The following is a 14,079-nucleotide window of genomic DNA, read 5'->3' on the forward strand; positions in this document are numbered from 1 at the left end:
TTCGTACTTAAATTAAATTGCTACTCTCATATATCGAGGTTAATACAAATACATTAGCAACTTCAGTATGGATAGGATTTAGATTATTCATTTTATTTCACCACTTATATTATTGAAAAAGGTGGTTTATAATGTTACAGCCAAAATATATAAGCTTATATTAATCAAAGCAAAAATTATAATTGAAATAATTTGTATAAAATATATTTTCCTATGTCGTTCTATTTTTGATGGATCTCCATTAAGATAAAGAAATATGATATTTATAATTAAGAACAAACTATTGAAAGTATAGTAAAATTTAAGCCAGAAAGAATATTTTTCCTTAAAAATATCAATCAATGAAAAACTCAAAATTAATGCAAATATTGCCAATAGAGCCCAGCTGACAAATCGTATGGCATTTTTAGTATGGTTTCGATAATCAGCAAGATTTTCAAATTCATTTAATTTTGCTTTGGTAAAAATATCATTTTTTTCTAAAATTTGCAGAAGTTGCTTAAACTGGGAGAATTCTAAATTTCTTAATTTGAAAATCGGGGAATTGAAGAATTCACCTTTAATTGAAAACTTGATATCATATTTTTGATTATGAAGTTTTTTTAAAATCTTTAGACATAAATTTTCTGGAAAGTTAATTATAAAAAAGTCGTTTTCTCGAATCAGAATCTGTTGATCTCGCATAGAGAGAGAATTTTTGTAAATTTTTATAAAAGATGAAAAATTTACGGGTATTTTTATTCTTGATTTAGAAAAATAAATTCTTTCTGTGTTGTTATTTGAATAAAATTCAATATAATTTGATAAATTTTCTGAAGCCATTTATTCACCTTAGGAAAAATTGTCACAAAAAAAATAAATTCTTGAAATATTGGCATATCCTTGACCAGCAAATAAAAGAAGTAAAGAAACAACATTCATAGATAGACTTTTTTTAAAATGCACAATTGTCTCATGATTTCCAAATTCAATATAACTATATTTCTCATAGGACTATTTAAATTTTGTATTAATTTATGGTGTTTTATACAATACAATTGCCTTAAATACTTTTAAAGTTCACATATCTTACTTATTATACAAAAAAGTATTACATTTTTTTTAACAAAGAATAATACATTTTGTCGTTTTTTGTCTTTTCTGAAATTATTTTGAGATTTGTGTTGAAAAAATCATAGAATTTATTGGTTGAGATTACTCTTATTCATATATCAAATTCTTTTACGTATTTTTCAACACGGAATGGTTATTTTATGACTTCAAAATCTGACAATTCGATTGATCCATTAGTGAAATATTTAGGAGCACTTAAAAATGAAGCACGAATCGCCATTGTTCAGATTCTAAGCCAATATAAAAGACCGCTTGAATACAACGAAATTCAACACGAATTGGAAGATAAATTTGGCATAACACCAAATCTTTCATATCATTTAAACATTCTTAAAGAGAATTTAATTATCACAGGAGATGAAAAAGGCTATCAGTTAACAGAGATGGGTGATAAAACCCGAAATTTCCTTCGATCAGTTGAAGAAGTGGTTACACCTGAAGCACCAATCAGAATTCGAACTTCTAAGTATTCTATGGAATTTTTTGACGAATCAATAATTGAAAAGCATCTTCAAGAAGAAGCAGGAATGCCTTTAGATATTGCTAAAGAAATTGCTATTGAAGCAAAACAAAGATTAAATAAGGCAAATATAACATATCTTACGGCACCATTGGTTCGAGAATACATCAACGCTATATTAGTAGAACATCATTTTGAAAACTATCGTGCCAAACTCACACGGTTAGGTCTTCCCCCATTTGATGTTAAGCAGCTATTAATATCCAAACATTGTTCTAGTCCAGCACAATTTCAAGATATTTTGGGACGAAATGTCATAGAACAATTCGTTTTACTTAACTTGTTGCAACAAAAATATGCAGATGCATTCTTGTCTGGAGATTTTTTATTTGCAAAGTTAAGTCATTTCGGAATTTCGCCAGTTGAACTGGTTATTACTGGAGATCAATTTGAATTAATAATACTCAAATATATTCGCAGATTCGATTATATTAAATTCAATTCTTCTAAAAATAAATCTTCTAAAGGAGTTTACATTCAAAAAGAAGACCCTATAGACATTTCTATAGGTAATTTAAATTTATATGAACTAATTCAAGCAATACAATCATTTTTCAAAGCAATAAAGCCATTTTTCCCCATGGGAATCAGTATTATTCGCTTTGATCTATTTTTAGAACGTTTTCTCAGCCAAGATAGAAGTACTAAGCGTAATCAGGAATTATATCAATTAATAAATAGTTGGAGCCCCTATCTTTCGGATAATTGGAAAATATCATTGGGTGTTTCTTTGATTGCAAATTTTGTAGATATAAGACCTTTGTTTGAAATATATGCAAATGATTGGCAGCATCTGCAAAGAGACTTTTCTCAGTCGGGAATTCATCTCCCAAATTTAGTAATCCACGGACAAAAATCAGATTTTAAAGGAATTCAAAATGCTTCAGAATTCTCTAAACTTTCTTCATTTCAGCAACTGTTAATATCGATTCTTCCACATCCACAAGTCACATTCGATCAATTTATGAAATGGGGATGGCCTTCTGCAGAGCATATTTACACCAATCTTCGTATTCCAATCGCAGTTGAGCACTATGATCAGTTTAAACCTGCTGTAATTCTTGAAAAAATTTCAATAAATCTTTTAGCTTTGTATTATAAATCAAACAAGAACGAAAAGACATTTTTTAAAGGATTAGAAAAAGCTTTATTCAGAGTATTTGATTTTTTTGAATACAAATATACTTTAATTCGTAGAAATTTACCCAAATTTACCAATTGGCAACATTTACAAGAAATTTTGTTTAAATCAACTTCTTCTCAAAAAAACTTTTTACCTAAAGGTTGCACAATCGCAGCGGTCTCATTTCATGGAATGGATGAAATGGTTTTAATGCATACTGATTTATTTATTAGAATGCAAACGAAAAATCGTACTTTCGCAGTAAAAATTATGGATTTCATGCAAAAATTACTGGATAAACAAAATTTTAATGAAAATAATCCCATTCATTATGTTTTAGCAGAAGCTCATCCTCAAAAAGAACTTCTAAATCCTCCAAATTCCATTTTAATCCCTGTAGATCAGAAAGCACAGCAGCTTTTTCAAGAACCAATATTACATTACCGCATTGGATTCCATGATCCTCTTGCATCAGTACCATTATCAACGATTATTAAAATGTATACCGAATTACAAGCATCATCATTCAAAGAATTAACCATTCGCTATAAATTAAGACACAATTCAACCAAAAAAGGTGAATCTATCAAAAATGGGCAAAAAACTCCTTTAAATAAAATTGAAAAATATTCAGAATTTCAAGATATGCTAGTAATTCAAAACTTTACCACAATTCAACAACTTCTAGCCATTAAAAATTGTTTACTTGATCTAACAGTTAATAAGTTCGCATTTCTTAAAGAAAAATAAATACAGAGACAATATGATAATATGTTAAAGTACTAAATTAATTAAGTATTTTTAATATTAATTCTATTGTTTCTTGTTGAATTGTAGTAACTTGGGATTTCTCCTGTTGTACATCATAAATCAATGCAATACTTTTTTTCACAATAGCGGTTATTGCTTCATATGTTAAATCTAAATTTGAAAAATGGAATTGATCTGCTTCTTTTCCTTGACTTAGAAATTTTTTGATAGTATCACTGAATACATCTGCATACGCATTTCCAACAATCTGATTTTCGATCAAGTAATCTTCTTTAGTTTGAGCCTTATTTCCATAAACATAGGGGAGAACCATTTCATATATTTTCTGAAATAGTATAGAAAGAATCTCAGCAGATTTTATTTTAGCGAAATTTGTTTTATCGGATAAGATTTGGTCTATTTCATTTTTTGATTCCTTAGCAATATCATAGAAAATAAAATATAAACAATCTTGTTTTCCCCCAGGAAAGTATTTATAAAAAGTTTTTTTACTGATATGCATATCTTGAGTTACATCGCTGATAATTGTATCAACCATTCCAAAATTGAAGAAATACTCTTTAAATTTCGATGCAATTGCTTTTTTTTTCTCTAAATTCTCAGATCGATCTATCATCATATTACTTACAGAGAACAATAACCCAAGCGATAATTTTAATGTTTACTTCATTATTTACTGGAAATTAGAATTAGAAAGAGAGAAAAAATAAGATATAAATAAAATAAATGAGCAATCCAATAATCCACAACAAAGGAATTCTAACGAGCAGAAATTGCAACTCGTTCCATCTCATCTTTCCGTTTAACTGCAGCGGAATTTGTATCATTTCGACTGGCTAAAATCAACTCGTTGGCCAATAACTCATCAATAGTTTTAATATTATTATATGCTTTACCAACAGTGGCTTGAACTAACAATTTTAGCGCTAAATCCACACGGCGTTGAGGTGCAATATCAACTGCCTGTTGATAACTAATTCCACCTAATGAAATTCGGGTAGTTTCTTCACGAGGTGCACTATTTTCTAAAGCATTGATAAAAACTTGAATGGGATTTTCACCGGTTTTTTGTTCAACAATTGCAAATGCATTATAGACAATTTGGATAATTTTTGATTTTTTACCCATATTATGGGACGCGCCTCGCCCTTTAATGCGTTTTTTAACCAAACCAGGTGTCATTATCTTATTGATGAAACGTTCGATAATCGATATATGCTCAGTCTTCCAAAATCGTTTATGTTGGTGCTTTCCACCAGAATGAGGAATGATAACAGGATTTAAATTAATATAATTTTGCAAGCTGATATCATGTACTTCAATACCTTCATAAGACCATCTATTAAAAAGTTTAATATCAGCAACAGAACGCCTACTTCGCCTCTTCTTGGTTGTATCTTCTTCATCTTCTTCGAGAACAGCAGATTCATCAATTTCATCTTCTAATTCTACTGATTCGTCAGCTTCTAATCCTTCAAGAGCGGCATCGGACAATTCTTTTTCCTCAGATTCTATCGCAGCGGTATCTTCTTTTGCACTTTCTTCAGCTTTTGCTTCTTCTTCAGCTTTTTTCGCTTTACTTTTTCGTTTTCCAACCATGCCTATTTCACCTATATTCAAACTTATCGGACAGCCCGCTCCTTTTTACCTTGGATCATAGCATCTAAACTAACGCCATTCACTTTAATTACTTTCCAGCGAACTCCAGGAAGATCCCCAATAGCACCATGCATGGCGCCTCCGATTCCAACTACAGTAACTGCATCATGTTCTTCTACAAAGGTTAAAGCGGAGTCACCAGGTAAGAATGCGCTAATTTGTTTACCATTTTTACGAAGTTGAACACGGACGCATTTTCGGATGGCGGAGTTTGGTTGTTTTGATTCTACTCCGACTTTTTCGAGGACAATTCCTTCGGCCATTGGTGCGGCTTCTAGCGGGTCGGTTTTCTGTTTAATTCTGAGGGTGCGTCGTTTATAATTTTTATCACTCCAGCGGAATTTTTGTCGTTTCTTTTTTAATGCACGAGCAGCAAATTGACCGCGTGGACTTTTACTTTTTCCCATAGTATAAATAACTCCAATAAATCGATAATCGTAATATGCGATAGGGAAATCAACCTTCCATTTAAAATAAAATTTTGGGTTTTGAAGAAAAAAACTAAGAGGATTATCAAGCAATAAAGTTTAAAAACGAGGAGCGCACTGATAAAAATGAATTTTAAGAGAAAACAGATATTAAAAGAGGATTTCACCTAAACTCAAAATTTTTCATAATTTAACGGTCATAAAAATGCATATTAATTAAATGTTAATTACATTATAGAACTTAAAAAAAAGAAATCAAGGTTGAAATTGAAGAAACTTATTTTTCAACAGCTTTCATAATTGAAGAATCGCCTGGATTAATTACTCCGACTACAGAAACCCAATGTGGGCGAGCACATATAGCACCCAGTTCCCAACTGGAATTTTTTGAAACATATACAGGAATTGGAGATTCTAAACAATTATTTAGTATTTTTATTTGATTCACAACTTTTGCAGGAGCATTTCGCGCTAACACAATCATTTTCAAGTCACCCATTGATAATTCTCGAGTAACTGAACGTTCACCTAAAAGAACTTTCCCAGTTTTTACGGCTACGTTGATTTCTTTACCTTCATCCCATAGTGACTTTGCACTCGATCGTTTTCGGCGCTTTAATTTTTGTTGACCTCGTCGATATGACATAATTTCATCCACTCAATATGATAATTTCGATAATCAACCATATTAAAAAAAATTTATGTTTGTAATATTTAACAGAGCGAAAGCGGTAAAAAAAGCAGTAAATATCAAAGAATAATAAAAATAATAATGATAATAAAGAATGGAAGGAAAAAAAAAGATTTTTAGATTATTGATCAGATTGATCTACATGTTGATTTTGCAATAAACGGAGAGTTTCAGAAAAATCCATAGTTAACTCAATGGAACCGGTTCCAATTGTGGGAACTAATTGTCCAACAATTACATTTTCAGGAATTCCCTGCAATTTTTCTTCTTCACCAGCAATACTTGCATTAATCAACTGTTTTATGGTTACTTCAAAAGCAGCACGTGCCAAGACAGATTCTTTTGTTCCACTAATTCCATGACGACCAATTTGTTGGATTGACCCTGATGCGCACATTAAATCAGCCATACAATTCAAATGTCGAATATTGACTTCTAATGATTGGTCTTCCAACACAGAAACTGCTTCATGAATAATAGTTTGCCGAGCTGCTTCAATTCCTAAGAATTTTTCGATTTCGTGAATGTGATTAGAATATGTACGAGTGGCATCAACGCCGTCAATTTTTATTAATACATCGCCTAAATTAGTTCCTTCTGTTTGAATAGTCCATTCGTCATCTTCTTTTTTGATCATTCCGCGTTTAATTCCACGTAATCCTCGAATAAGGGTTTTCATTACTTTTTCTTTTAATTTTTGAAGCTTTTGAAGATCTTCAGTTTCAGGATTAATAATTATCATATCCATTTCTTCATCGACTTCAATTTCACCCTTCTTTTTGAATTTTTTAAGCTTCTTAAGGATATCATCATATGTTATGTCTTTATCTTCCATTAAATCAGGAATCATAGTCAAATTCAAAGTATATTCAGTAAGATCAATCTCTGCATCGCTAGTAATTGTTTCAATTTTAATTTGTTCAATTTGAGAATGTACTTTTTTAGCTTTTTCAATACTATATCGATGTTCTTCATCAAGAAAGATGGACATAATAGGCGTACTAGGATTTCGACGAGCATCAACTAACTCAATTAATCGAGGTAAACCTTGGGTGACACTAAATTCTGAAACTCCTGCATAGTGAAAGGTTCGTAAAGTCATCTGGGTTCCTGGTTCACCAATTGATTGAGCTGCGACTGTACCAACAGGTTCACCAGGTAAAACTAATGCTCTTTTGTAATTGGTATATATTTCTTTAATAAAGTAATCAATCTCTTCTCCACGAAAATCTTCTTTTTCAATGATTTCCCGAACTTTATTCAGATAATAGTCTTGTAATCCATGTTCTCGTAAAAATTTAATACCTTCATCAATTCGGTGTTCATCTGGGCTTAAAGTGGGTTTTTTATTTGATTTTTTAATCGATTTTCTTGACGATTTTTTTGCCATTATTTTCACCTATAATTATTCTTTCTCCAATTTTTTAGATTCCCAATTTTTGTATATTTTTGTAGTTCCCCCTCTAACAATCGCCTTTTTCCCTGTTTCTTGATTATATAATTGATATCTTTCTTCAATTGTTAGCGATTTGAAGTTACGAGATGCTAAATCGGATTGTTGTTCTTGTTCTTCAGTTTTTTCTTTTTCAATTTCAGCATCCTCAACTACAACATCATCATCTATTTCATGAGTTCCATCAGAAATTTCAAATTCAGATAATTTATCAGATTTCCACTTTTGAAATAGCTTGGTTAGTTTTTTTCGAAATATTGCATTTTTTCCTGTATCTAGCATATAATATTGATACCAATCTTCATCTGACAAAGTATTTAGATCTAAAGAAGAAAAATCGGCAAGAGTTTTAGGAGTCTCAAAAGATTCTATTTTTTCTTCAGCTAATTTCTTCTTCTTACTCTCATCTTTTTTAAGTCCTTCTATTTTTTCTGGGGAAATAGGTTTAGCTGATTTTTTTTCCTCTATTTTTTTTGATTTCCAATTTTTAAATAATTTAGTTGCATTTCCGTGATAAATTGCATTTTTTCCTGTATCTAATTTATAATATTGATACCAATCATTATCGTTCAATTGACTTAAATCACTTTCTTCATAATCAGCAATAGATAATAACTCATCTTTTAATTTTTCAGAAAAAGATTCGGTTGTTTTTATAGGCTTTGAAGTAACCTTTTTTAAAGTCTTTTTCGTTTTACTTTTTACTTCATTAATCGTTGGAGATTCTCCAATCTGTTCTATAACTGAAAAACCATGATTTGTAATATTCTTAACATATGAAACTGGAAATTCTGGATGTGAAGATTCATCTAAATTTTGAGCAATTTTTTCTTCTTTTTCCAATAACTGCTTAAATGATCGTGTTTTTATTATCGCTTGATCAAAATTCAGAATGTCACCTGCATCTGATCGACCTGGATCAATTCCGTCATCACCATATTTAAACTGAACAACCATATTTTCAGATGTACGAACAGATAAATCATTTTCAACAACCATGTCTTGTAAAGCATTAACTAATCTTCGTTGCATATATCCAGATGAACTTGTTCGTACAGCAGTATCAACTAAACCTTCACGCCCACCCATAGCATGGAAAAAGAATTCAGTAGGTGTTAATCCATCACGATATGAATTCAATACAAACCCACGCGCTGCTGGAGATAAATCTTTAACTTTAAAATGTGGTAGAGTTCGATCAATATAACCTCGATGAATTCGGTTTTGTCGAACAGATTGTTGCCCTACACAAGCAGCCATTTGAGCTAAGTTTAAGGGATTTCCTCTTGCACCAGATTTGGTCATAATAACTGAATGAGCAGTATCACCTAAAAAGTGGGATGCAATATTTCCAGCTTCACCCCTAACTTTATTTAATAGACTCATTAAATTCAGCTCTAAAGTCTCGTAAAGAGTACGACCAGGCGCACAAGGTAATATTTCTTCATCTTCTTCATAATATGCTTTAATCAATTCAGCTGCTCTGTCATACGCTTCATAAATTTTATTATGAACATCACTGCGGGCACGACCTATATCTACTTCATCAATTCCCATGGTTAATCCAGTCATTGTTATCGCCCAAACCATCATTCCACAAAAATCATCTAGGAATTGTCGCCCACGAGTTGGTCCGTAATCTCGAATAATACGATGTAAAATACTGGAAGACTTACCATCACCCATCAAATTTTTATCAATTACTCCAGAAATCATTTTTCCATTACGTATTACATCATATCCATCGCTTCCAATACGTGCACCTTCTTCATCTTTATAAAATTTGGATTTCAACTCCATGTTTAAATCGTGGGGCAAAATACAACTAAATATCTCCTTTCCTGTATACTTCCACTCATTTTCTGGATCTTCAGGATTTACAGGAGTAAGATCTTTGATAGAAAATGATGGATTTCTTCGAAAGACATTTCCCCAGTATAGAAGCATAAATGTATCTTTCCTACTATATACATTAGGTACACCAGGTGCTCGTTCATTCCTTGTGAAAATATAACCAATAGAAATAAAATCTTGAATTGCACCAATAATGGGAGCACCATATCTAGGAGAAATTATATGTTCTTGGACTTTTAACAGATATTCGGCTTCAGTTCGTGCTTCTTCGCTTTGTGGAACGTGTAAATTCATCTCATCGCCGTCAAAATCTGCGTTATAGGGAGGACAAACAACTAAAGATAATCGGAAAGTTTTTCCAGACATCACCTTTACTTCATGTGCCATTATTGACATTCGATGGAGTGAAGGTTGTCGATTAAACAGAACTAAATCACCATCTCGCAAATGACGTTCTATAATAAAACCTGGTTTAATAGTTGATGCAACAATTTCTCGATTTTTGACAAATCTCAAATCGATACGGCGTCCGTCTTCTCGAATAATATAATTTGCACCAGGATGGGTATGAGGTCCATTTAAAACTGCTTGCTTCATCTCTTCAATATTAAATTCAGTTACATAAGAAGGAACTGTCAAAATTTTTGCAATTTTATAAGGAACCCCAACTTGATTTAGAGAAATATGAGGATTGGGAGATATTACGGTACGAGCAGAAAAGTCCACCCGCTTTCCAGAAAGATTTGATCTAAATCGCCCTTCTTTTCCTTTCAACCGCTGAGTTAATGTACGTAAGGCACGTCCAGAACGGTGCCGTGCTGGAGGAATCCCACTTACTTCATTATTGAAATAAGTTGTAACGTGATATTGTAAAAGTTCCCATAAATCTTCCACAATTAATTGAGGTGCACCTGCATCGATGTTTTCTCGCAGACGTTGATTAATACGGATAACATCTACCAATTTGTGTGTTAAATCATCTTCAGATCTAATTCCACTATCCAATGTGATAGATGGACGAACGCAAACAGGAGGTATTGGTAATACAGTTAAAATTATCCATTCCGGTCGTGCAGTTTCTGGATTAATCCCAAAAAGACCATAATCACTCTCTGGAATTTTTTCAAGTAATTCTCGGATATCAACTGGAGTCAGACGTTCTCCTCCACGATAGAAGGTTGTAGGCTTTTCAATTGTTATTTTATGTTTTTCTGCACCACAATGGGGACATTCTTTCGATTTTCTTGCAGATTTAAATATTTCTCCAATTAGGGTTTCATCTGGTTTATCGAAAATTTCAATATATTTATCTTGACGGTCGTAATATTCTTCAATTTGCTCCTCAGTCAATAATACTCGTCCACATTCATGACATATACCGCGCAGTATTTTTAAAAGTAATTTGGCATGACCAACATGGACGACAGGCCTAGCAAGCTCAATATGACCAAAATGACCAGGACATGCTCCAACTCGATTACCACATGTCGCACATTTTTGTCCTGGTTCAATTGTACCTAACTTAGAATCCATTAAGCCAGATTTAATGGGAAGACCATCTTCATCATATGTATCAGCCGTAATAATCCGACCAACAGACATTTTACGAATTTCTTCAGGAGATAAAAGCCCGAAGCGAATTTTATCAATAACTTTAAGGGTTTCTAGATTGTATGAGATAGTTGAACACCTTTTAATTGTGTTATTTGGGGATTAGTAATTTTTAGAAAATAAGAAAGTGACAGAGGCAATTCCACTGTTCATGAACAAGAATGAAAATTATACATTTGTAAAAAATTTTTCGATGATAAATTACAATAAAAGATTTTCTTATCCTAAATTTAAATATATTTAAGAAAATATAACAATTATTTGAAAAAAGTGGTTAAATTTAATAGATTTTCTTATATCTTTGAAAAATTATTAGAATTTACCTTTTTTATTTTATTTTCTTATATAAAACAAATGATTTTCTATTGAAAAAATCATAAATCGTTGTGAACATAAGCATAATTACATAAAAACAACTAATCCAAATGATGCACTTTCTCATATATTGAAAAGGAAAAGCTCGTTTTAAAATCCAAAAAGCAATCTGAAGATTTTGATACATTGTAAAAGATAAATCAGATTGTAATCGAATATAACAATATAATCCAGTAAATATTCCCATCGAAATAGGAATACCTAATATTAGGCTTAAAACAAGGATTATTCCATTTTCAATCCAATATAGTGAATAAATTTTGCCTGTTTTCATCCCTATTTGTGAGAATAAAAGAAAATCTTTCTTCTGATTCTGGAATTGAATAATATTTACAACTAAAATGAAGAAGAAAGCAGTTCCGGTACTAAGAAAAATGAAAATTTGAGAGATACTATCTATAAATCCTTGAAATTTTGATTGAATACGGTGAATATCTGTTGAAGTTAAGTAATCTATTTGAGGTGAAAGAGCCTCGATAGAATCAATTTTTGATTTGCTTATTAACAGGTTTTTTTCATTAATTTGTGAATCTTGCAATTTTGGAACGTACATTACAGAAATTAGAGATTTATGATTAGTAATATTCTGTAACATTTCTAAATCTGTGAGAATCACTAAATCCAAAAAGGAATAAGAGAATTCAAAAACACCAACAACAGTTAAATTATAATTTCGTAAATAAACAGTGGAATTCTCTCTTAAATTCCATCCTACAACTACTTCTTGCTGTGAATGCAACCATCTGCCTTGTGACAATGAGAAATTTTGCCAAAAATTGTCTATCATATTGAAAGGCATACCTATAATATATGAAAAATGAAAAGTTGCGATAGATGGAGTATTTGAGATGATTAAAGCAGGATAAACACTATGATTTAATATATTTTCTGTTTTAGTTTGAAATTTTTGGTTGTATAAAGAACTAACAGGTAAAAATTGAGTGAAACTTGTTCCAGATTCAACAATTTGGTCATAACTCTCAAATGGGGAAAAAAAACCTTTTTCAGCTATTAAATATATATTTATCAAAAAACCCATTACTAATGAACTTATTAAAGCAAATGTTATAGCACCCACACGTAATTTAGTTCGATTTTTTTTTATTTGAAAATTTTGAAGAATGTATGAAAAGAGATGCATAATTATTCACTTAAATTTTTATCGATTTTTGTTTGTATGTAAATTTTTTTTTAATTCCTATATTATTCTTATATAATTTTTCAGATTGCAAATTTTGTAAATCACTACTCCATTTCTTTTATTCCAGTAATTATATTCATATGAACGATATCCCAAAGAATCTGCAAACAAACAATTCCTAATAAGAATAAAGCAAGAATTCCAGTATTTACATAAATTCTGAATGGAATTTGTTCTTTCATTTGTAAAATATACTGTTGAATAGAATACCCAATTCTAATTTCAGGAAAAAATAAATATATTATACCAAAATAACTAAAACCAATAATTATTGCAATAAAAAAACTAATAATACCCATAATCATTAATTCAAAGGAGATTACAGAAAAAAGTCGAATATTTGAAGCTCCAATAGCCCTTAAAATACACATTTCTGATTGACGTTCTTTAAATGTTAATTGGATCAACACAAACAAGAAGATCAAACTAATAATTAAAGGAAAGACACTAATCACTTGAGTTAATGCATTAAAACTACCAAAAACACCTTGAATTGAAGTTTTATATGAAAATTGATTAATTACTTTTAAGTTGGGAAATGATTCTTCAATTTTTTCTTCAATAGAAAAGATTGAATGGTTAGTAGCAGAACCTTGTTGAATTAAATCTGTTAAAACAAAAATACTTGAACAATATCCTTCCATCTCGAATGTTGATTGAATCATAGAAAAATCTCCGAAAATACATTGATCAAATAAAGGATTAATACTTTGAAGAATACCACCAATGATTAATGAAAAATTATTTATCTGAACTTGATCTCCCAGCTTTAATCCTTTGTTTGAGAATTCTGCACCAATAAGTACATGTTGATCGGATATAAAAGGCCAATTTCCAGATTCAAGATAATTTTGAACATGATTATCAAATATCAGATCAATTTCATCAAAGGGAGCACCAATAATTGCAGGAGACCACCAAGAATATTCAGAAGAGTTGCTAAATTCCTTAAATATAAGAGGAATACAAGCTATAATATGAGGTATACTTTCAAGTTCTTTAGTATAATTTTCGTTAATATTTGAATCAAAAGGAAGTAATTGAATTAAATTACTACCCTTCTCAACCACTAAGTAATTATTGTTATTCAATAAGGCATGATTTTCAACAATTTGAGAAAAAATAGACACATACCCTTGGATTGTAAAAACTGAACCTAAAGCGAAGGAAAATCCCAGAAGACAAGCCCAAAAGCGAACTTTATGTTGTGTAAAAAAATTCAATCCATATCTCAGAAAATGCATTTTGTTGATTAAATAGAAATGAACATTATTAATTCT

At 30.9% G+C, this 14,079-nt stretch carries 10 protein-coding genes; 1 reads left to right on the forward strand and 9 read right to left on the reverse strand.

The annotated features are described in order from the left end of the window. Positions 1-126: 126 nt before the first annotated feature. Complete coding sequence (locus ACXLDF_RS12505; RefSeq protein WP_457558871.1) at positions 127-822, reverse strand: hypothetical protein; 696 nt, start codon at positions 820-822, stop codon at positions 127-129. A gap of 431 nt (positions 823-1,253) precedes the next feature. Here ACXLDF_RS12505 and ACXLDF_RS12510 point away from each other — a divergent pair, with 431 nt between their 5' ends. After that, on the forward strand, positions 1,254-3,506 hold the full coding sequence (locus tag ACXLDF_RS12510; RefSeq protein ID WP_457558872.1) for an ArsR/SmtB family transcription factor: 2,253 nt from the start codon (positions 1,254-1,256) through the stop codon (positions 3,504-3,506). Positions 3,507-3,543: 37 nt separating this feature from the next. On the opposite strand, the gene ACXLDF_RS12515 is transcribed toward ACXLDF_RS12510, so the two are convergent. The 8 genes from ACXLDF_RS12515 to ACXLDF_RS12550 all read right to left on the reverse strand — a co-directional run bounded on the left by ACXLDF_RS12515 (position 3,544) and on the right by ACXLDF_RS12550 (position 14,022). Continuing rightward, positions 3,544-4,146: a TetR/AcrR family transcriptional regulator gene (locus ACXLDF_RS12515; RefSeq protein ID WP_457558873.1), complete on the reverse strand. Its 603-nt coding sequence runs from the start codon at positions 4,144-4,146 to the stop codon at positions 3,544-3,546. Between the two features lie 140 nt (positions 4,147-4,286). Next, entirely contained in the window at positions 4,287-5,126 is an 840-nt protein-coding gene (locus ACXLDF_RS12520; RefSeq protein WP_457558874.1) for a 30S ribosomal protein S7, read from the reverse strand. A gap of 23 nt (positions 5,127-5,149) precedes the next feature. Then, positions 5,150-5,593 (reverse strand): 30S ribosomal protein S12, encoded by a 444-nt coding sequence (locus ACXLDF_RS12525; protein ID WP_457558970.1) that lies wholly within the window; start codon positions 5,591-5,593, stop codon positions 5,150-5,152. A 298-nt stretch (positions 5,594-5,891) separates the two neighbouring features. Further along, entirely contained in the window at positions 5,892-6,260 is a 369-nt protein-coding gene (locus ACXLDF_RS12530; RefSeq protein ID WP_457558875.1) for a 50S ribosomal protein L30e, read from the reverse strand. 166 nt (positions 6,261-6,426) lie between these two features. Beyond that, complete coding sequence (gene rpoA2 / locus ACXLDF_RS12535; protein ID WP_457558876.1) at positions 6,427-7,695, reverse strand: DNA-directed RNA polymerase subunit A''; 1,269 nt, start codon at positions 7,693-7,695, stop codon at positions 6,427-6,429. A 15-nt stretch (positions 7,696-7,710) separates the two neighbouring features. Beyond that, positions 7,711-11,292, reverse strand: a complete 3,582-nt coding sequence (locus ACXLDF_RS12540) for a DNA-directed RNA polymerase subunit A' (protein WP_457558971.1) — start codon at positions 11,290-11,292, stop codon at positions 7,711-7,713. A 259-nt stretch (positions 11,293-11,551) separates the two neighbouring features. Continuing rightward, positions 11,552-12,739, reverse strand: coding sequence for an ABC transporter permease (locus ACXLDF_RS12545; protein ID WP_457558877.1), 1,188 nt, complete (start codon positions 12,737-12,739; stop codon positions 11,552-11,554). A 104-nt stretch (positions 12,740-12,843) separates the two neighbouring features. After that, on the reverse strand, positions 12,844-14,022 hold the full coding sequence (locus tag ACXLDF_RS12550; RefSeq protein ID WP_457558878.1) for an ABC transporter permease: 1,179 nt from the start codon (positions 14,020-14,022) through the stop codon (positions 12,844-12,846). Positions 14,023-14,079: the final 57 nt, after the last annotated feature.

Source organism: Candidatus Harpocratesius sp. (assembly GCF_054039255.1).